Here is a 19,024-nt window from a genome sequence, read left to right on the forward strand (position 1 = left end):
ACAGACCGACGACTGCTCGGTGTGGCCGTGCCCGGGACCGCCCGGTCGGTGGGGCCGGTCCGGAACCGTGCGGTCCGGACCGGCGGTTGGGGGTGCGTCAGGTGCTGGGGCCCAGGACGCGGATCTCGGCGGCGCTGGTCCAGGTGCCGCGGTTGCCGGCCTCGGTGAGGGCGCGCAGGCGGACCCAGCGGGCGGTGACGGGCGGGAAGGTGACGGCCTTGGCCTTGGCGTCGTCGGCCCAGGTGCCGGAGGCGACCGGGCTGCTCCAGGTGGTTCCGTCGGAGCTGGTGGCGATCTCGTACCTGCCGATCCGGCCGTTTCCGCCGTCGAAACGGGGCAGGTAGGTCAGGCCGGTGGCGGTGCGGGCGGTGCCGAGGTCGAAGCGGATGTCGTGCGGGAACGGGTCGGTGGTGGGGTTCCAGCGGGTGTGCCACATGCTGGTCGGGTTGTCGTCCAGCACGTTGGCGGGCGGGCAGGTGTCGCTGTTGGTCTCCCAGCTGTCCGCGCTGACGGCGCTGACGGGCAGCATGCCGATGACAGCGGGGTCGGTGATGGACTCGCGGCCGGTCTCGGCGTGGCCGGCGAAGCGGCGCAGGAAGCCGTCGGCGGTGTTGGCGGTGGCGGTGAGGTCGTACCAGTGCGAGGAGCCGGTGATGTCCAGGCTCTTGGTGGTGGTCGCGCCGGCCGCGAGGTTGAACGTCCAGGGGCCGTCGGTGCGGTAGGCGTTGGAGGTGAGGGTGACGGTGCAGGCGGCGCTGCCGTTGTTCTTCATGGTGAGGGTGAGGGTGCCGCCGGGGCCGTCGACCGCCGCGGTGACCTCCGGGTTGGCGTTGCCGCTGGTGGTGGCGGTGACCCGGTTGCCCTTGAACCGGCGGTGGAAGCCGTTGGGGCCGTACATCGACAGGTCGTAGGCGCCGGTGGGCGTGCCGCCGACGAAGTAGTCGGTGAGCGTCTTGCCGGCCTCGACGGTGTGCCGCCACGGGCCGTCGGTGCGGTAGTCGTTGGGGCAGATGTAGACGCACTGGCCGGCCGCGCCGGTGTTGGCCATGTCGATGTAGAAGGTGCCGGCCGTGACGCGGCCCTTGGCCTCGAAGGCGTACGGGATCGGGCGGGCCCTGCGGTGACCGGCCTCCTGGACCGGCAGTTGCTGGACGGTCGGGATGGTGGGCGAGGGCAGGGTGGAGCACTGGGTCTCGGCGTCGCCGACGTAGTGGCTGGTGTCCGGCAGGCTCGGCCACGCGGTGGCGGCGGAGGTGAAGTCGAACGCGGAGGTGAGGTCGCCGGTGACGGCCTTGCGCCAGGGGCTGATGTTGGTCTCGGCGACCCCGAAGACGCTCTCGCAGAAGCGCAGTACCGAGGTGTGGTCGAAGACCTGCGAGCAGACGTAGCCGCCGCGGGTCCACGGCGAGATGACGATCATCGGGACGCGGAAGCCCAGACCCATCTGCTTGCCGCCCGAAATCTCGCCGCTGGTGGTGACGGTGGACAGACCGTCGCTGTCGGAGGTCGGCGGCATCGGCGGGACCACGTGGTCGAAGAAGCCGCCGTTCTCGTCGTAGTTGAGCAGGAAGGCGGTGTTGGCCCACACGTCGGGATGGGCGGCGAGCTGCTTGAGCAGCCGGGCGGTGAGGTCGGCGCCGACCGCGGGACGGTAGTTGGCGTGCTCGGACTGGAAGGCCGGGGCGACGATCCAACTGACCTGCGGGAGCGTGCCGTTGGCCAGGTCGTTGCCGAACGCGGCGACCAGGTCGGGGACGGTGGCCAGGCCGCGGTCGTACAGCGGCTGGCCGGCCTTGGCGTTCTTGAAGTTGGCGAACCAGGCGAGTGCGTTGTCGTCGAAGTTGTCGCTCTGCTGGTAGACCTTCCAGGAGATCCCGGCGTTCTGCAGGCGCTCGGCGTAGGTGGTCCAGGTGAAGCCCGCCGAGGGCTCGGAGTTGTCCATGATCGCGCTCTGGCCGACCGAGCCGCCGTTGCTGCCGGTGAAGACGTGCAAGCGGTTGGGGTTGGTCTGGGTCAGGGTGGACTGGAAGTAGTGGTCGCAGATGGTGAAGGCGTTCGCCAGCTCGTAGTAGAAGTCGAGGTCCTTGCGGGCGAAGTGGCCCATGCCGATGGCGGGGTTGCGGGCCGAGTTCCAGGAGTCGAACTTGCCGCCGTTGTAGATCCCGAGGTCGGTGGACCAGTCCATGGCCGCCGCGCCCGCGCAGATCGAGCTGGTGGTGGCGGTGTTCATCCGGAACGGGGCGATGTAGCCGTCCGGGTTGGACGAGTTGGGCTGCTGCCAGACCGGCTTGCCGCCGGGCAGGGTGATCGCGTTGCGGTCGCCGAAGCCGCGCACGCCGTTCAGGGTGCCGAAGTAGTGGTCGAAGGCCCGGTTCTCCTGCATGAAGATCACGACGTGCTTGACGTCCGCGAGGCTGCCGGACCCGGCGGCCACCGGGACGGCGGCCAGCTCGCGCACGGCTTGCGACAAGCTGCCGGCAGCGGCGAGGCCGGCCACCGAGGCGGCCGCGCCGGCGGCGCCGAGGAAGGAACGCCGGCTGAGGGGGCGGCGCTGTTCGTCTGACATGGGGGACTCCTGGGGTGAGGCTCGGGGCGGGGCCGGAGAAGGAGAAGAGAGGGCCGGAGCAGGTTCGGTGGGGGCGCGGGGGGAGCGCTTCGTACCGGGGACGGCCGGCTCGGTGCCCGGACGCTAACAGCTGCACTGACTAGCTTTCAATATCCTTGCATCAGATTGATGTATTTTATTTGGCAAGTTTTCATTGATCTGATGCAAGTCTGGCTGAGGTGAGGGTGCCGACGGCGCACCAGCGGGATCGGTGTGCTGGCAGCTACCGGCGGGTCCCCGGGAGTGCGTGCCTAGCCGATGGTGATCGCGTCGATGTCGGGGGCGTACGCGGTGTCGTTGTGGAACTTGACGGTGTTGGCGCCCGCGTTCAGCGGGACCGTCACGGTGCTGGTGGTCGGCTTCGACCAGTCGGTCCCGGTCAGGGTCACCTGGGTGTCCGAGCCGCCGTTGACACTGACGAAGAGCGACCGGGTCCCGCTCAGCTCGTAGGTGATGGCCATCGGCTGGTTGCCGGCGGCCGCCGCCGTGACGTTGTTGACGACCAGGTAGTTGGCCGGGGTGTTCCCGATGTCGCCCATGGTCTGGCCACCGGAGCAGGCCGTGCAGGCGCGGGGGGCCGCGGCGCCGCTTCGCGTGTTGCCGGCGGCTTCCGCCTCGTAGGTGACGCTGCCGCAGGCCAGCTGGGCGTCGGCCCAGTCCGCGTGGTCGTAGTCGATGCCGTCACGGGCGTCGGTGACCCGCAGTTCGAGTTCCTTGACGCCGGTGGTCGACGCGGACAGGTGGGTGGCCGCCTGGCCGCCCTGCTTGACACCGCTGGTGGTCAGGAGCCTGCCGTCGCCGTAGACCTGGAAGCTGACGGAACCGTTGGCGCCGACCTCGTCGTCGACGCCGACCTGCGCGGAGAAGTTGCGGCAGGCCCCTCCCAGCCACAGGTGGACCCCGGAGTCGGCGTGGGTGCCGATGCCCTTGCCGTAGGCGGTGCCGCCGATGGTCAGCGCGTTCCCGTCGACCGAGGAGTCGGTGCGGACCGTTCCCCAGCCGGTGGAGAAGGCCAGCCGGGGAAGGTCCCCGGCGGAGTGCGTTCCGGCGGACGGAGCGGTGGCGTTCGTGGTGCCGGCGCTGCTCACCTCGTACATCACCACGCCGTGCGAGGGCACCGAGGCCATTCGTAGAAGGGGCGGACGGCCTCGGTCACGGTCGGCGGACGGTGCTCCAGGGCTCGTTGCCGGCATCCGAGCAGTCCCAGACGATCAGCGGGGTGCCGTCCGCGCTGCGCGTATTCGCCATTGTTGACGCCGGTGCCGGTGGCCGATTCGTACACTTCTCCCGGATCGGGGCGTTGCCGCCGAAACGATACCGTTCGAGGCCTGCGGCACTGAAGGGGACTGGTCGGGCCAGGCGCTGCCGTGGGTGTAGTCGCCGTGTTTGTAGAGCGCGTCGGTGCCGAGGCGGGTGTCGTGGAAGTAGTTGGTGGCGGGGTCGAACACGGCGCCCTGGGTTTTCCCGTCCAGGTCCGTGGTCTTGGCTTCGAAGGCTGAGGCGTCGTCGCTCTTGCCGGGGACGGCGGTGATCCGGGCCGGGCCGCAGTCGCTGTTGGCCATGAAGGCGTTGAGGCCGACGGACTCCTGGTTGAGGGAGCAGCCGATCAGGTTGCCGTTCTCGTCGGTGTCGTGCAGGCCCTTACCGACGTCGAAGCGGAGTTCGGAGTCTCTGCCGCTCTCCTGCGCGGCGGCGGTCAGGGCCCAGGAGTTGCTGTCGGCGGTGGGGGTGGTGCCGTACCCGAGGAGGCAGTTGTGGTCGTGGTCGCGCTTGTGCAGCCACCAGTCGTGCTCGGCGACGGGCCTGGAGCGCATCTCGGCCAGGAAGTTCTTGTCCTGCCCGGCCCGGTGGACCTGCCAGGTGGCCCAACCCTCTAGTAGGGGCTTGGTGTTGAGCAGGCCGGAGTGCCCGGGGCCGGCGGCAGGGGTGCGGAAGCCGACCACGTCGGGGGTCATCCCGGCGTCGTTGCCGCCGGCGATCTGGTGCTCGAACTTCTGGCGCAGCACGTCGGCGGCCGACGCCGGGTCGAAGGCGTCCGTGACGGCCTCTGCTTCGACGGAGCGTTCGGCGTCGTCGAAGGTGTGCGTCTCGGTCCAGGCCAAGGCGGTGGGCTTGGCGGAGACGGACAGCGGACTGCGCCGGGTGGTGGCCGGGCGCAGCAGGGTGCCCGGCCAGGAGACGTTCAGCCGGTGGAGGCTGGTGACGGACGCGTTCGCCTGAATCGGCTCGGTGTACTGGGCGGTGAAGCGTGCCCCGGTCGCGAGGAATCCGAGCAGTGAACTGGCTCGCATGTGACAACTCCAGTTCAGGTGGGGGGAGTTGGCGGGAGTCAAAGACCGGGCCGTAAGTTAACGCAAATGAACACCGGTGAGGCATGCCTGTGTCAAAATTTGGGGCAGGGGCTTGCGGCGGAGACTCCTGATCTGTCCCAATTTTCTCTGTTTCAAGCAGGATTGATGTTCCTGTGGGTTGCTCCTACGGTTGTTCGGAACCGTTGTCTTCAGTGTGGGTACGTGGGAAAGTCGGTGCGCCGCCCCGGCCGGCCCTCGGCCGGGGCGGCGCGCTGCTCAGTAGCCGGTCGGCACGGGCTGCCCGGTGCGGGCGGCCGCGTAGCCGGCCGTGACGATCCGCAGGGCGCGCAGGCCCGCTTCGCCGTCGGGGACGTCGACGGCGCCCTCGGCCGGGCCGTGCAGAAAGGTGCTGAGCAGGGCGTGGTCGAGGTCGGGGCTCCAGGCGTGCACGGTGGAGCGGCGGTTCGCTTCGTCGTAGCCGCTGACCAGCTGACCGGAGGCGGTGAGTTCGACGGTGGCCTTCTCGCCGACCACCCGCAGCTCGACGTCGCTCCAGTGGGGGTGGTGAAGAGGCTGGCTCCAGCTGCAGTCGATGGTGGCGTGGGTGCCGTCGAGCAGGTCGGCGACGTGCACGGTGTGGTCCATCAGGGCGCCGCCGCCCGCGAGTTCGTGATCGGAGAACCAGGCCCGGGTGTCATCGGTGAGCCGGCCGAAGTTGGCGCCGCGCACCGCGAGGATCCGGCCGCGCTGCCCGGAGCGGGCGTCGGCCCGCAGCGCGGCGTAGGCGGGGCCGAAGCGCGCCGGGTGGGCGACGGCCAGGCGCACGCCCGCGGCGGCGCAGGCGTCGATCATGGCGCGGGCGTCCTCGGGGGTTGTGGCGTGCGGCTTCTCGCACAGCATGTCCGCGCCGTGCCGGGCGGCGAGTTCGACCAGCTCGCGGTGGCGGGCGTTCTCGGCGCAGACGACGACCGCGTCGGGCTGCCAGGCGAACAGGTCCTCGTAGCTGAGTGCGTAGGCGACTCCGAGGTGGTCGGCGAGTTCCTTGCCGCGCAGGTGTTCGGGATCGGTGCCGTCGGGGTCGGCGATGAGCAGTTCGACGCCGTCCATGTCGCGCAGCAGCGCGGCGTAGGACAGGGCGTGGGTGTGGGCGAACGGCAGCAGGCCGACCTTCATCGCGCCTCCTCCTCGCGCCTCCTCCTCGTGGATCTGGTCGATCGGGTCGGTGAGGGCCGGGGCGACGGTGCGGCCGGTGCGGGCGGACTCGCGGGCGGGGCGGCCGGTGGCGGCGGCGGTGGCGAAGTCGCGTAGCTCGGCGGTGTACGGGTTCTCGGTGAGCCAGGAGGCGGGGATCCGCTCGTCCTCGCCCGGTCCGGCGGCGAGTTCGGCGGTGACCCGGAACGCGGCGGTGTCGGCGGTGTCGTGCTGCAGGACGCCGTCCGACCCGGCCACCCGGAAGGTGGTGCGGAACGGGGTGCCGGGTTGGCCCCACAGGCCGTGCACGTAGCTGACCGCGCCGCTCACGTGGGTGAGCACGGCGGTGCCCGCGGCGATCCGGACGCCGTTCTCGGTGCTTTCCCACACCTCGGCGTGCACCCGGCCGACCTCGCCGGCCAGTGACCGGGCGTAGTCGAAGTCGTGGATCATCTGGTCGGTGAGGATGCCGCCGGGCTGCTCGTCGTTGTGGAACCAGGCCGCCCAGGTCGGGTAGGCGGTGGCGCGGGTGAAGCACAGCACGGCGGGGGTGCCGACGGTGCCAGCCGTGACGGCCCGGTGTAGCGCCTCGTGCTCGGGAAAGTAGCGCACCACGTGGGCGGGGAACAGGTGGACCCCGGCGTCATCGGCGGCGGCCGCGGCCTCCTCAGTGTCCTCGATGCTCATCGCCAGCGGCTTCTCGCGGACGACGTCGCGCCCGGCGCCGACAGCGGCGAGGACCAGCTTCTTGTGGGTGCCGGTGGGCGTGCAGACGTCCACCAGTTCGCACTGCGCGAGCAGGTTCGCCAGCGAGGCGGCGGCGCTCACCCGGTGCGGGGCGCTGGCCGCGGCGAGGCGGGCGTGGCGGCCGCCCGCGGATTAGAGGACGACCCGGACGCCGAGTGCGATCCATGATTCGAGGTGCGTCTGCGCCATGACGCCGGCGCCGATCAGGCCCACATCGAGGTCCAGCATGTTCCCTGTCTTCCGGATGCGGTGGTGGTCGGGCCCGGTGCCCGCCGCCGAAGCGGTTCGGGCACCGGGCAGTGCGGGGGCGCGGTCAGTCGGTGGCGGTCGCGCTCGGCGTGTTGCGGGTCGTCCCGGACTGCTTCGACCGGGACTTGTCCGAGTTCCCAGGCGGCGGGCGGCCCGGCGCCGGACGGTCCGCGGGTGCGGCTCACCGGTCGGCCGGGCACCGGCCGGTGGAGGACCGGACGGTCAGCAGCAGCGCCGGGGCGGGGACAGCGGTGCGCGGGTCCGCGCCGGAGAGCAGTGCGACCAGGGCTGCGACGGCCGCCGCCCCCAGGACGGCGGACGGCGCGGCCAGCGTACTGAGGGCCGGGACCAGACGGTCGGCCGCCGGGCAGTCGCCCCCCGCCAGCACCGAGAGCTCGCCCGGCACGTCCAGGCCGAGCCCGGCGGCCGCATCCAGCATCCCCGCGGCCTGGGCGAAGGAGGACGTGAAGACCGCGGTCGGCATCGCCCGGGCGGAGCGCAGCGCGGCCAGGCCGCGGGCGCCGCCCTGCTCGTCCCCCCGCTGCCGGGTGACCGTCGGCTCGGGCAGGCCCAGCGCGCGGCAGCGTCCGGCGAAGGCCGCGTCCCGGCCGTCGCTGTCCGGACCCGCCGCGGCCTCGACCAGGCCCAGCCGGCGGTGGCCCAGGCCGGCCAGGAAGTCCACCGCGCCCCGGGCCGCCCCGGCGGCGTCCACCGAGACGGCCGCCCGGCCCGGCCGCCCGGCCCCGTCCAGGACGACCGCGGGCAGCCGCCCGAGGCCCAGCGTCTCCACCGCGCCCGCCGCGCCCGGGCCGACCACCACTCCGTCGACCGTGCCGGGACCGACGGCCGCCTGCGGCGCGCCCGGTGACGACCCGTCACCCACTTCCTCGACCACCAGCGCCGCGAGGCCCAGGCCGAGTGCCTGCCGGGTGGCCCCGGCGACGGCCGCCGCCCAGTACGGATCGGACAGTGGAGGTCCGACCAGGGCGATGGTCCCGGTGCGCCGGGGTGCGGGTGACCGGGCAGGCCGCAGGGGGTGCGGAAGCGACCCGGCGTTCTCCCGGGCCCAGACCCGGGGGCCGGGGGCGCCGCCGGGTGCGAGGGCGGTCGTCGGCCCGGAGGCGCCCGGGGCGGTGGCCGCGTGCCCCAGCAGGAGGCGGGGGAAAGCGTCGGTCATGGCGGTCTTCTCCTCGTCCGGCCGGGCCGCGGGGCCCTCGGTGCACGGGACCGGGGCTCGCGGGTGGCGAGCGATGGGTCGAAATTGATCGTATAACAGATACGATCAATGGGGCAGGCGGCGGTCAGCACCCGAGCGCCAGGACGGCGGGCTTGAAGGCGAGTACGGCCTGGTCGTCGTCCCGGCTCCGGGACCAGCGGGCGGTGTCGTCCCCCAGGAACCCCGCGACCTCGGCGGGGTCGTGCCCGCCGCCGCCGAAGCGGGCGGCCAGCCGGTCGAGGACCGGGTAGAACGTCCCGTCGGCGTTCCGGGCCTCGCTGATCCCGTCGGTGTGGGCTACCAGCACCTCGCCGGGGCGCAGCCGGTGCGTCACGGCGGTGGCCGCCCGGTCCGGGAGCAGCCACCCCAGGCCCAGCGGGGGAGCGGTGGCGGTCTCCAGCGGCCGGACGCCGCCCGGGCCGAGCACGATGGGCCGCGGGTGCCCGCGGTCGACCAGCCGTACCTCGTCCGATCCGGCCGGGAACTCCAACAGCAGTGCGGTGACGAAGAGTTCGGGATCGGCGTCAAGGCCCCGGCGGCTGCGGGCCAGTCCGAGCTCCAGCCGCTGCGCCAGCAGCGCCAGGTCGGGCCACTCGTGGGCCGAGACCCGGAAGGCGCCCAGCACGGCCGCGGTCGTCCGCACCGCGCCGATGCCCTTGCCGCGCACGTCGCCGATGATCGCGCGCACGCCGAAGGGGGTCTCGCACACGTCGTACAGGTCGCCGCCGACCGGTGCCCCGCCCGCCCCGGCCGCGTGGAAGCCCGCGGCGCGCAGGTGACCGACCAGCGGCGGCACCGGGTGCAGCAGGGTCCGCTGCATGGCCTCGGCGACCGCGTCGGCCCGCCGCACCCGCTGCTGGGCGCGCTGCCGCTGCCGGGCCAGCCAGGTGCTCGCCGCGCCGATCAGCGCGGTGGCCAGGTAGAGCGAGAGGTGGTGCTCCTCGACCAGGTGGCCCGGGCGCAGGGCGGAGAAGGCCAGCTGGAACGCCAGGCAGACGAGGGCCAGCAGTGCGGTGGTGCGCGGGCCGCGGCTCGCCGCGGCGAGCGGGGGGACGCCGGCCAGCAGGAAGCTGACCGGCTCGATCCCGCCCAGCAGGCCCTGCTGGAGGGCCTCGGCCCCGAGGGCGGCGGCCGGGAACCACCACTCCCAGCGCCGCCAGGCGGTTCGGCGGGTGAGGACTGCCATGCCTGTCGCTCCTGTCGGGCCCGCGGCCGGTGCGCCGCGGCGGCGCCTTCGGCCGGCGGCAGGCCCAGGACCGCGCCGCGAGGGGCGGGCCCGCTTTCCACGGTCGGCGGGGAGGGGTGGTGGAAACAATGCGGGGCCGGGTTCTTGGGGGTGCCCAACAAATCGGGGCCGCCGCCGTTCCCGCCGGTCGGCGGCCCCGGTCCGGCTCCGAGTGCGGCGGAGCCGGAGGGGCGGGCGCGCGGGGCGGGCGGGACGCGGCGGGAGCGCTCGTCCTCGCGGGCCCGGACGCCCGCGCCGGGTGTCGGCCGTACTGGCCGTCGACCCTCATCCGGGCCTCGGGCGCGACACCCAGCTAATATACGATATACCTTTTGAGGGGGTGAAGCAACGCCGGTCCGGCGACCTGGCGGGTGAGCGGCCGGGCCGGCGGGCCGATCCCCTACGGTGTAGGGCATGAACAGCTGGGCGAAGTCGCTGCCGGTGGCCAAGAGCAAGGCCGACCTGGCCTACGAGAGCCTGCACCGGGCGATCGCCGGGGGCGATCTGAAGCCGGGCGAGCGGGTCAACATGGACGAGCTGTCCCGGGCGCTCGGGGTCAGCAAGATCCCGATCCGGGAGGCCGTCAAGCGGTTGGAGGCCGACGGGCTGCTGGTCACCCGGCCGCACGCGGGTCCGGTGGTCGCCGGGGTGGACGCCGCCGAGATGCGCGGGGTGTTCCTGGCCCGCGAGGCCATTGAGACGCTGGTCGCCGAACTCGCCGCCGCCCGGATCACCGAGGAGCAGCTCGCCGAGCTGGCGGAGGTCCACGCGGGGATGCGCGCCGCCCTCGCCGCGGGCGGCACCGAGCAGTTGGCCGAGCTCAACTCCCGCTTCCACCGCGTCCTCGCCGAGGCCGCGGGCTACCGGGTGCTGGCCGAGCTGACCGACCAACTGCTGCTGACCGTGCGCCGCTACCGGGTGGCCGCGCCGCTGGACACCGCCAGCTGGGAGACCGTCGCCGCCGAGCACGAGGCGCTGCTGACGGCGGTGCGCTCGCGCGACCCGCGGGCCGCGGCGGACGCCGCCCGGCGGCACATGCGCTCCCAGGCCGCCCAGGAACCGGCGGCGTAGGGCGCCCCACGGCCCCCTCCGGCGTCAGCCGCCGGCGTGCAGGGCCCGGTCGACCCGGCGGTCGATCTCCGCCAGGGCCTGGCCGGCGTCGGTGCGGCCCAGCACCGCCGCCGGGATCAGGTCCTTGTGGGCGTCCCAGCGGGCGGTGTAGGCGTGCCGGTCCTGCAGCATCTGGTCGGGAGTGTTGCGGGCCAGCTGCCGGGAGACGGCCTCCCAGCCGGGCTCGGCGGCGTAGTGGGCCTCGACGGCGACCTTGAGTTCGGGATCGACCCGGTCGGTGTCGTACGGGTAGATGCCGTGGAAGCGCAGGAACTCGGCGCTGTTCTTCGGCGAGGCGAGCCAGCGCATGAACTGTCCGGCGGAGGTCGGGTCGGACAGGTGGGAACGGGCGACGAGGGCGTGGCCGCCGAGGGCCGAGCAGCCCCCGGCCGGGCCGGTGGGCATGGGGGCGACGGCCCACTTGCCGAGGGTCTTCTCGTTGCCCGCCGCGATGTCGCTGATCACCGACTGGTAGAAGGAGAACATCGCCACCTCGCCGTCGACGAAGCCGTTCAGCGCGCTGACGCCCGGACGGGAGACCTTGTCGGTGTAGAAGGACTTCAGGTACGCCAGCGCGGTGCGCCCGGCCTCGGAGTCCTCGGCGGAGTTGCGGTGGTCGGCGTCGGTCAGGCGGCCGCCGGCCTGGCAGAGGAAGGTCTCCCAGGTCGCGTTGATCGCGTTGAGGTGGTCGTCCATGCCCTTGAACTGCCAGCCGTCGACGCGGTGGCCGGCCGCGGTGGAGCGGGCGGTGATCGTGGCCGCGGTGGACTTCAGCTCCGCCCAGGTGCCCGGCGGCCGGTCGAAGCCGTACTGCCGCAGGACGTCGGTGCGGTAGAGCAGCACCTCGGTGTCGAAGTAGAGCGGGGCGCCGTACATCCGCCCGCCGTCGGCGTCCACCTGGGCGAGCGGGATGAACCGGTCCAGGTCCTGGCGGGTGTAGCCGAGGGTGTCGAGCGGGGCCAGGCGGCCGGCGTCCAGGTCGTCGGCGTCCAGGCCGTTGCCGGTCAGCCAGATGTCGGGCCCGTTGCCGGCGGCCAGCGCCTTCTTGATGGTGTCGCGGCCGGTGGCCCAGTCCAGCACGGTGAGTGAGACGGTGACCCGGCTCTGCGAGACGTTGAAGTCGTCGACGAGCTCCTGGAGCTTGTCGGGCTCGCCGATCCAGAACGGCATGGTCCAGAACGCGAGGGTGACCCGCGGCGGCGGGGCAGGGGTGTCGGGGGCGCAGGCGGTGGCGGTGAGCGCGCAGCAGCCGGCCAGGGCGAGCGCGGCGCGCCGGAACGGGGAAGCCATGGCGGCGTCTCCTCGGGCGGGAGGGGCGGTGGGGGGAGGTGCGGCCGGCGGGGTGGGAACGCGGCGCGGCGGCACGGAAGAGCGCATAATATCTGATATACGAAACATTTCGCCAGTCGACCCTCGTCCGCTCCGCTGGCGGACCGTGTCCGAGTGGTCGCGGCGGGTTCGTTGAGCCTTGGACAAGGCGTGGAATATCGCATACGATTGACGGATGGGTGAGAACAGCTGGGCGAATCCGCTGCCCGCGGTCAAGAGCAAGGCCGACCTGGCCTACGAGAGCCTGCACGGGGCGATCGCCCGCGGGGACCTCCGGCCGGGCGAGCGGGTCAACATGGACGAGCTGTCCCGGGTCCTGGGCGTCAGCAAGATCCCGGTCCGGGAGGCCGTGAAGCGGCTGGAGTCCGACGGGCTGCTGGTCTCCCGGCCGCACGCCGGGGTCACGGTGGCCGCCGTCGACGTCGCCGAGATGCGCGGGGTGTTCCTGGCCCGCGAGGCGATCGAGGCGCTGGTCGCCGAACTCGCCGCGGCCCGGATCGCGGAGGAGCAGCTCGCCGCGGTGGAGGAGGTCCAGGCGGGCATGCGGGCCGCGCTGGCGAACGGCGAGCTGACCGCGATGGCGGAGCTGAACTCCCGCTTCCACGGCGTGCTGGCCGAGGCGGCCGGCTACCGGGTGCTGGCCGAGCTGACCGACCAGCTGCTGCTGACGGTGCGCCGCTTCCGGATCACCGCGCCGATGGGCGAGCGCGAGTGGGAGAGCGTCGTCGAGGAGCACGAGGCGCTGCTGGCCGCCCTGCGCGCGCACGACCCGCGGGCCGCGGCCGACGCCGCCCGGCTGCACATGCGCGCCCAGGCCGACCACGAGGTCGCCGTCGGCACCTGAGGCCGCCCCGCCGGGCCGCCCGCACCGCTTCGTGCCGAAGGGCCCGCCGAGTCGTCCCCCGCAGAGGGGGGAGGGGCCGGCGGGCCCTCGGCGTGACCGGCCGTCAGGCGTCCAGCGGGGGCAGGCCCAGGCGCTCGCGGTGGGCGTCGCGCAGCAGGCTGGCCGGGCTGACCAGGCGGGCGCCGGCGTCCAGGACGAGTTCGGAGCCGGTGAGCAGCGCGGCGGCGGGGCTGAGGGCCAGCGCGACGGCGTCGGCGAACCGCTCGGCGTCGGGGACGGTGCGCAGCGGGTTGCTCTCCCGCAGCCGGGCCAGGTCCCGTTCGGCGTGCGGGCCGAGGCGGGACTCGGTGGCGGGGGTGCGCACCCAGCCGGGGGAGAGGGTGAGGAAGGTCAGCCCGTACCGGCCGTAGTCGACGGCCAGTTGCCGGGTGAGGGCGGCGATGGCGCCCTTGGCGGCGGCATAGGCGGGCAGGCCGGGCGCGGCGGTGCGGTGCAGGACCGAGCCGACGGTCACCACGGTGCCGGAACCGGCCTCCAGCATCGCGGGCAGCACCTCGCGCACGCAGTGGAACACCGAGGTGAGGTTGGCGTCCAGCACTCGGTGCCACTGCTCGTCGGTGGTCTCGTGCAGCGGCGCGCCCTCGGTCAGGCCCGCGCAGGTCACCAGGGCGTCGAGGCGGCCGAGTTCGGCCCGGGCGGCGGCGACCGCGGCGCGCACCCCGGCGGGGTCGGTGGCGTCCGCGTGGTGCATCCGCACCCCCGCCGGGCCGGTGCCGACCAGGTCGAGGCCGGCGACCTGCCAGCCGTCGGCGAGCAGGCGCGCGGCGACGGCGCTGCCGATGCCGCCGGCCGCACCGGTGATGAGGGCCGTTCTGGTCATGGGAGGGGCCTTTCGGGAGGGGCGGGTCAAACACCAGCAGGAACGTATACTATATCCGAACCATTGTGCGGAGCCCTGGGAGGCATGCATGCAACCGGACGAACTCATCGAGAGCCTGCGGACGAACCGGCTCCTGGCCATCGTCCGGGGCACCGACCCGGACGCGGCGCTCGACACGGTCCTGACCCTGTTCGGCGGCGGCGTCCGCCTGGTGGAGGTCTCGCTGACCACGCCCGGCGCGCTCGGCGTGATCGAGCGGGCCCGGGCCGTCCTCGGCCCGGACGCCGCGCTCGGCGCCGGCACCGTGCTCACCCCCGCCGACGCCCGCGACGCGGCCGCCGCCGGGGCCGCCTTCGCCGTCACCCCCGGCGTGACCGCCGCCCTCGACCGGGCCCGGGAGGCCGGACTGCCGGTGGTGGCCGGCGCGGTCACCCCCACCGAGGTGGCCCTCGCCCTCACCGAGGGCGCCGCCGCCGTCAAGCTCTTCCCCGCCTCCCTCGGCGGCCCCGCCTACCTCAAGGCCCTGAGCGACCCGTTCCCCGCCGCGCACTTCGTCCCCGTCGGCGGCGTCGACGCCCGGGCCGCCGCCGAGTTCCTCGCCGCCGGGGCGCTCGCCGTCGGCGTCGGCGGCCCGCTGGTCGGCACCGCCGCCCGCCCCGGCGGCGACGCCGAACTGCCTGCCCGCATCGCGCAGTTCCTGCGCCTGGTGGAGGAGCAGCCGTGCTCGACGTCGTGACCCTCGGCGAGACCATGGCCGCCCTGCGGGCCGGCCGGCCCCTGCACCTGGGCGGCTCCCTCGACCTGACCGTGGCCGGCGCCGAGGCCAACGTCGCCATCGCGCTGGCCCGGCTCGGCCACCGCACCCGCTGGGCCGGCCTGGTCGGCGCCGACGAGTTCGGCCGCCTGGTGCTGCGCACCCTGCGCGCCGAAGGCGTCGACCTCGCCCACGCCACCACCGACCCCGACGCGCCCACCGGCCTGGTGGTCTTCGAACCGCGCACCGCCGACCTGACCCGGGTCCTCTACTACCGCGCGCACTCGGCGGGCAGCCGCCTGACCGAGCGGCACGCCGCCGCCGCGCTCGCCGACGGCGCCCGCGCGGTCCACCTGACCGGCGTCACCGCCGCCCTCGGCCCCGGCCCGCTGGCCGCCGTACGGTACGCCGCCGAGCAGGCCGGCCGCACCGGCGCCGCCCTCTGCCTGGACGTCAACTTCCGGGCCCGGCTGTGGAGCGCCCGGGACGCCGCCGAGGCGCTGCGCCCGCTGGCCGCCCGCGCCACGGTGCTGGTCGCCTCGGACGACGAACTGCACCTGGCCGCTCCGGAAGCGGCCGACACCGAGGCCGCCCGGGTGGAGGCGCTGCTCGAAGCGGGCGTGCGCGAAGTGGTGGTCAAGCGCGGTGCCGAAGGTGCCGAGGTCTTCACCGAGGACGGCTCCACGGCCCGGGCGGCGGTGCGGGTGACGGTGCGCGACACGGTCGGCGCCGGCGACGCGTTCACGGCCGGCTACCTGTCCGGTCGACTGGACGGGCTGCCGGTCGACGGCCGGCTGGAACGCGCCGTGACCCTGGGCGGGTTCGCGGTCGCCGCGGCCGGCGACTGGGAGGGCCTGCCCACCCGCGCCGAACTCGGCCTGCTGTCGGCCGCGCCCGGCACCGCCCTGCGCTGAACGGCGCCCGCACCGGGTCGGGCACCGGGGCGCCACGAGCAGCCGCCGATGCGCGAGGAGCACCGGCGGCCGGCCCGGTAGTGCGCCGGACCGCGGCGCACCGTACCCAATGAGGAGGAGTCGCCGATGCGCGAGGACCACTGGCGGCCGGTCGGCCCGGCCCGCCACCAGCTGGCGGAGGGCGCGCGCTGGCACGACGGGCGGCTGTACTACACCGACCTGCTGCGCGGCACCCTGCACTGCTGGGACCCGGAGTGGCCGGAGCGCCTGGAGACCCTGGCCGACCTGGGCGTCCCGCTGGGCGCGGCCGCGCCGGTCGCGGGCAGGCCGGGGGAGTGGATCGCCGCCGCGGGCGACGGGATCGTCCGGCTCACCCCGGGCGGGGCGCCGCCGCGCTGGCTGGCCCGCCCGGAGGCCGGGGCCGGCCGTCCGATGCGGATGAACGACGCGGGCTGCGACCCGGCGGGCCGGTTCTGGGCCACCAGCATGGCCGCCGACGCCGCCGAGGGGGCGGGAAGCCTGTACCGGACGGACCCCGACGGCGGCGTGCACCGCGTGCTGGACGGGCTGAGCGTGCCCAACGGGCCGGTGTTCTCCCCCGACGGCGCGGTGCTCTACCTCGCCGACAGCGCCCGCGGCGAGATCACCGCCCACCCGGTCGACCCCGCCACCGGGCAACTGGGCCCGGCCCGAATGCTGGTGCGGCTGCCACCCGCCCAGGGCCGCCCGGACGGGATGGCCGTGGACGACCGCGGCCGGCTGTGGGTCGCCGCCTGGGGCACGGGGACGGTGCGCTGTCACGCCCCCGACGGCCGCCTGCTGGGCGCCTCGGGGGTGGGAACGCCGCACGTCAGCAGCGTGGCCTTCGGCGGCGGGCTGATGTTCGCCACCACCGCCCGGCACCGGCTGACCGAGCCGGACGCCCGGGCCGGGGCGGTGCTGGCCCGCCGCTCGGAGGTGGCCGCGCCCCCCGCGCTCGCCTACCGCGACACCGCCGGGACACGAAACGGCAAAGCCTGATTCCATCTCTGGACCGAATTTCGTATATCGCATACTGTGAGTGGTGCAAGCCACCCCCTGCCCGGTGGGAGAACCCCGTGACCACCACAGCACACCCCGGAAGCACCCACGTGAACAGCACCCCCCGCGCCACCACCCGGCGCACCATGGCCGCCGCCACCGTCGGCACCGTCATGGAGTGGTACGACTTCAACCTCTACGGCCTCGCCTCGGCCCTGGTCTTCGGCCCGCTCTTCTTCGGCTCCAGCTCCACCGGCGCCACCCTCGCCTCCTTCGCCACCTTCGGCGTCGGCTTCGCCGCCCGCCCCATCGGCGGCATCCTGTTCGGCCACCTCGGCGACCGCATCGGCCGCAAGTACGTGCTGCTGATCACGATGCTCGGCATGGGCGTCGCCACCACCCTGGTCGGCGTCCTGCCCACCCACGCCACCGCCGGCGTCTGGGCCCCGATCCTGCTGATCGTCCTGCGGATCTGCCAGGGCGTCGCGGTGGGCGGCGAGTTCGCCGGTGCCACGCTGCTGACCGTCGAGAACTCGCCCAACGGCAAGCGCGGCCTGTTCGGCTCCATCCCCGCGATGGGCACCGGCGCCGGCTCCGTGCTGGCCACCGCCGTCTTCGCCCTGGTCGCCCTGCTGCCCGACCACGCCTTCCTCACCTGGGGCTGGCGCATCCCGTTCCTGCTCAGCTTCGTGCTGGTGCTGTTCGGGATGTGGCTGCGCCGCGGCATCAAGGAGACCCCGGTCTTCGCCGGACTCGAGGAGCGCGCCGAGACCGTCCGCTTCCCGTTCCTGACCGTGATCAAGGAGCAGCCCGCCGCCGTCCTGCGGGTCCTCGGGATCACCGCCTCCGGCTTCGTCTGGGCCTACCTGATCCAGGCGTTCGGCCTCTCCTACGCCACCAAGAACCTGGGCATCCCCAAGTCGACCATGCTGTGGGCCGCCGCCCTGGCCGGGGCGCTGGAGATCCTCACCATCCCGTTCTGGGGCTGGCTCTCCGACCGGATCGGCCGCCGCACCATGGTCTCCATCGGCCTGGCCTGCACCGTCGTCTACGCCTACCCGTTCTTCTGGCTGCTGGGCACCGGCAGCACCCCGCTGGTCTTCCTGGCGCTGGTGCTGGCCATCCCGATCTGCAAGGACATGGTCTTCGGCCCGCAGGCCGCCCTGGTCGCCGAACAGTTCGACGCCCGGGTCCGGTTCAGCGGCGTCAGCGTCGGCCGGGAGTTCGGCGGAGCGATCTTCGGCGGCACCACCCCCTTCATCGGCGCGGCGCTCGTCGCCGGTACCGACTCCATCGCCCCCGTCGCGCTCTACGTCGTGGCCGGCTGCCTGATCACCGCGGTCGCCGTCTTCAGCGGCCGCGAGACCGCGCGCGGCGACATCGCCGAGCACGCCTGACCCGTCCCGCCCTCCCGACCGAGGACGGCCCGCACCACCCCCGCAGGAGAGAACCCCGTGAGCACCCAGCCGCTGCGCATCACCAAGGTCGAGGCCCTGGCCCTGTCCGCCAGCTTCGACGACCTCTACGACTCGCCCGACCAGGTCCCGGACTGGCTGCGCTACCCCGCCTCCAGCCACCTGGTGCTGCCCCGCCGCGGCCAGTACGCCACCCTGGTCAAGGTCCACACCGAGGACGGCACGGTCGGCATCGGCGAGGCGTACGGCCTGCCCTCCCCGCAGGTCACCGCCACCGTGGTGGCCACCGTCCTGGCCCCGCTGCTGATCGGCCAGGACGCGCTGGCCACCGGCGCGATCTGGGAGCGCCTCTACAAGGGGCAGGCGGCCGGCGGCCACAACCGCGGCTTCTACCTCGAAGCGCTGGCCGGCATCGACCTCGCCCTGTGGGACCTGCGCGGCAAGCTCGCCGGACAGCCCGTCCACCGCCTGCTCGGCGGCCCGATCCGGGAGACGGTGCCCTGCTACGCCAGCCCCGTCGCCCTGCACGCCGACCCCGAGGACTCCGCCCGCCAGGCGCTCGGCTTCGTCGACGCAGGCTTCAAGGCCCTCAAGGTCAAGATCGGCCGCGGCGAGCGCACCGACCGGGCCCACCTGAGCGCGGTGCGCGCCGCCGTCGGCGAGGACGTCGAGATCCTCACCGACGTCAACTGCGCCTACGACCTCGACCAGGCCACCCGGGTCGGCGCCGTCCTCGCCGACCTCGGCATCTCCTGGTACGAGGAGCCGCTCCAGGTCGACGACCTCGCCAACCTCGGCGAACTGCGCCGCCGCACCGGCCTGACCGTGGTCAACGGCGAGACCCACTTCACCCGCTTCGACCTGCGCGACTCCCTGCTCAACCGGGCCATCGACGTCTTCATGCCGAACGTCGCCCGGTGCGGCGGCATCACCGAGGCGATGCGGCTGTCCGCGCTCGCCTCCGCCTTCCACGTCGACATCGCCCCGCACGGCGTCGGCTCCGGCGTCAGCCTGTGCGCCGCCCTGCAGCTGTGCGCGGCCACCCCCAACCTGCGCACCTACGAGTACAACCGGCTGCCCAACCCGATCCGCGAGGCGATCCTGCTCAACCCGCCGAAGTTCGCCGACGGGGTGCTGACCGTCCCCACCGGCCCCGGCCTGGGCTTCGACCTCGACGAGGACGCCGTCGACCGCTACACCGTCGCCCGGTTCTGACCCCGCGTCAGCACCCGGG

At 73.9% G+C, this 19,024-nt stretch carries 15 protein-coding genes and 1 pseudogene; 7 read left to right on the forward strand and 9 right to left on the reverse strand.

Annotation, left to right across the window (positions count from 1 at the left end):
- Positions 1 to 97: 97 nt before the first annotated feature.
- The 7 genes and pseudogenes from EDD39_RS23340 to EDD39_RS23365 form a co-directional block, all read right to left on the reverse strand.
- Positions 98 to 2,566 (reverse strand): phosphocholine-specific phospholipase C, encoded by a 2,469-nt coding sequence (locus EDD39_RS23340; protein WP_123558974.1) that lies wholly within the window; start codon positions 2,564 to 2,566, stop codon positions 98 to 100.
- Between the two features lie 290 nt (positions 2,567 to 2,856).
- Positions 2,857 to 3,732: an NPCBM/NEW2 domain-containing protein gene (locus EDD39_RS23345; RefSeq protein ID WP_162870097.1), complete on the reverse strand. Its 876-nt coding sequence runs from the start codon at positions 3,730 to 3,732 to the stop codon at positions 2,857 to 2,859.
- 84 nt (positions 3,733 to 3,816) lie between these two features.
- Entirely contained in the window at positions 3,817 to 4,896 is a 1,080-nt protein-coding gene (locus EDD39_RS23350; protein ID WP_123558978.1) for an MGH1-like glycoside hydrolase domain-containing protein, read from the reverse strand.
- Positions 4,897 to 5,172: 276 nt separating this feature from the next.
- Entirely contained in the window at positions 5,173 to 6,069 is an 897-nt protein-coding gene (locus EDD39_RS42175; RefSeq protein ID WP_341869335.1) for a Gfo/Idh/MocA family protein, read from the reverse strand.
- 264 nt (positions 6,070 to 6,333) lie between these two features.
- Positions 6,334 to 6,930 (reverse strand): annotated as a pseudogene (locus tag EDD39_RS42570) (Gfo/Idh/MocA family protein); the annotation flags it as partial.
- 334 nt (positions 6,931 to 7,264) lie between these two features.
- On the reverse strand, positions 7,265 to 8,260 hold the full coding sequence (locus EDD39_RS23360; protein ID WP_123558982.1) for a substrate-binding domain-containing protein: 996 nt from the start codon (positions 8,258 to 8,260) through the stop codon (positions 7,265 to 7,267).
- A 124-nt stretch (positions 8,261 to 8,384) separates the two neighbouring features.
- On the reverse strand, positions 8,385 to 9,485 hold the full coding sequence (locus tag EDD39_RS23365; protein WP_123558984.1) for a PP2C family protein-serine/threonine phosphatase: 1,101 nt from the start codon (positions 9,483 to 9,485) through the stop codon (positions 8,385 to 8,387).
- 453 nt (positions 9,486 to 9,938) lie between these two features.
- Here EDD39_RS23365 and EDD39_RS23370 point away from each other — a divergent pair, with 453 nt between their 5' ends.
- Positions 9,939 to 10,595, forward strand: coding sequence for a GntR family transcriptional regulator (locus EDD39_RS23370; RefSeq protein WP_123558986.1), 657 nt, complete (start codon positions 9,939 to 9,941; stop codon positions 10,593 to 10,595).
- 24 nt (positions 10,596 to 10,619) lie between these two features.
- On the opposite strand, the gene EDD39_RS23375 is transcribed toward EDD39_RS23370, so the two are convergent.
- Positions 10,620 to 11,924: an ABC transporter substrate-binding protein gene (locus EDD39_RS23375; protein ID WP_162870098.1), complete on the reverse strand. Its 1,305-nt coding sequence runs from the start codon at positions 11,922 to 11,924 to the stop codon at positions 10,620 to 10,622.
- Between the two features lie 214 nt (positions 11,925 to 12,138).
- On the opposite strand from EDD39_RS23375, the gene EDD39_RS23380 reads away from it, so the two are divergent.
- Positions 12,139 to 12,807 carry a GntR family transcriptional regulator gene (locus EDD39_RS23380; protein WP_123558990.1) on the forward strand — a complete coding sequence of 223 codons (669 nt, stop codon included), beginning with the start codon at positions 12,139 to 12,141 and terminating at the stop codon, positions 12,805 to 12,807.
- Positions 12,808 to 12,910: 103 nt separating this feature from the next.
- Here EDD39_RS23380 and EDD39_RS23385 read toward each other — a convergent pair whose 3' ends face one another.
- Positions 12,911 to 13,687, reverse strand: a complete 777-nt coding sequence (locus EDD39_RS23385; RefSeq protein ID WP_162870099.1) for an SDR family NAD(P)-dependent oxidoreductase — start codon at positions 13,685 to 13,687, stop codon at positions 12,911 to 12,913.
- Positions 13,688 to 13,775: 88 nt separating this feature from the next.
- Between EDD39_RS23385 and EDD39_RS23390 the strand changes: the two genes are divergently transcribed.
- The 5 genes from EDD39_RS23390 to EDD39_RS23410 all read left to right on the forward strand — a co-directional run bounded on the left by EDD39_RS23390 (position 13,776) and on the right by EDD39_RS23410 (position 19,005).
- On the forward strand, positions 13,776 to 14,423 hold the full coding sequence (locus EDD39_RS23390) for a bifunctional 4-hydroxy-2-oxoglutarate aldolase/2-dehydro-3-deoxy-phosphogluconate aldolase (RefSeq protein WP_123558994.1): 648 nt from the start codon (positions 13,776 to 13,778) through the stop codon (positions 14,421 to 14,423).
- A gap of 14 nt (positions 14,424 to 14,437) precedes the next feature.
- Complete coding sequence (locus tag EDD39_RS23395) at positions 14,438 to 15,355, forward strand: sugar kinase (protein WP_244257268.1); 918 nt, start codon at positions 14,438 to 14,440, stop codon at positions 15,353 to 15,355.
- Between the two features lie 126 nt (positions 15,356 to 15,481).
- Positions 15,482 to 16,375, forward strand: a complete 894-nt coding sequence (locus EDD39_RS23400; RefSeq protein WP_123558999.1) for an SMP-30/gluconolactonase/LRE family protein — start codon at positions 15,482 to 15,484, stop codon at positions 16,373 to 16,375.
- Positions 16,376 to 16,452: 77 nt separating this feature from the next.
- Entirely contained in the window at positions 16,453 to 17,772 is a 1,320-nt protein-coding gene (locus EDD39_RS23405) for an MFS transporter (RefSeq protein WP_148089502.1), read from the forward strand.
- Between the two features lie 57 nt (positions 17,773 to 17,829).
- On the forward strand, positions 17,830 to 19,005 hold the full coding sequence (locus EDD39_RS23410) for a mandelate racemase/muconate lactonizing enzyme family protein (RefSeq protein ID WP_123559003.1): 1,176 nt from the start codon (positions 17,830 to 17,832) through the stop codon (positions 19,003 to 19,005).
- The last annotated feature ends 19 nt before the right edge of the window (positions 19,006 to 19,024 follow it).

The organism is Kitasatospora cineracea, assembly GCF_003751605.1.
GTDB lineage: Bacteria > Actinomycetota > Actinomycetes > Streptomycetales > Streptomycetaceae > Kitasatospora > Kitasatospora cineracea.

Coding starts and splice junctions, on each gene's coding strand:
- EDD39_RS23385 (WP_162870099.1), bottom strand. CDS start 13,687: ATGACCAGAACGGCCCTCATCACCGGTGCGGCCGGCGGCATCGGCAGC.
- EDD39_RS23380 (WP_123558990.1), top strand. CDS start 12,139: ATGGGTGAGAACAGCTGGGCGAATCCGCTGCCCGCGGTCAAGAGCAAG.
- EDD39_RS23390 (WP_123558994.1), top strand. CDS start 13,776: ATGCAACCGGACGAACTCATCGAGAGCCTGCGGACGAACCGGCTCCTG.
- EDD39_RS23400 (WP_123558999.1), top strand. CDS start 15,482: ATGCGCGAGGACCACTGGCGGCCGGTCGGCCCGGCCCGCCACCAGCTG.
- EDD39_RS23370 (WP_123558986.1), top strand. CDS start 9,939: ATGAACAGCTGGGCGAAGTCGCTGCCGGTGGCCAAGAGCAAGGCCGAC.
- EDD39_RS23375 (WP_162870098.1), bottom strand. CDS start 11,924: ATGGCTTCCCCGTTCCGGCGCGCCGCGCTCGCCCTGGCCGGCTGCTGC.
- EDD39_RS23360 (WP_123558982.1), bottom strand. CDS start 8,260: ATGACCGACGCTTTCCCCCGCCTCCTGCTGGGGCACGCGGCCACCGCC.
- EDD39_RS23345 (WP_162870097.1), bottom strand. CDS start 3,732: ATGGCCTCGGTGCCCTCGCACGGCGTGGTGATGTACGAGGTGAGCAGC.
- EDD39_RS42175 (WP_341869335.1), bottom strand. CDS start 6,069: ATGAAGGTCGGCCTGCTGCCGTTCGCCCACACCCACGCCCTGTCCTAC.
- EDD39_RS23340 (WP_123558974.1), bottom strand. CDS start 2,566: ATGTCAGACGAACAGCGCCGCCCCCTCAGCCGGCGTTCCTTCCTCGGC.
- EDD39_RS23365 (WP_123558984.1), bottom strand. CDS start 9,485: ATGGCAGTCCTCACCCGCCGAACCGCCTGGCGGCGCTGGGAGTGGTGG.
- EDD39_RS23350 (WP_123558978.1), bottom strand. CDS start 4,896: ATGCGAGCCAGTTCACTGCTCGGATTCCTCGCGACCGGGGCACGCTTC.
- EDD39_RS23395 (WP_244257268.1), top strand. CDS start 14,438: ATGGCCGCCCTGCGGGCCGGCCGGCCCCTGCACCTGGGCGGCTCCCTC.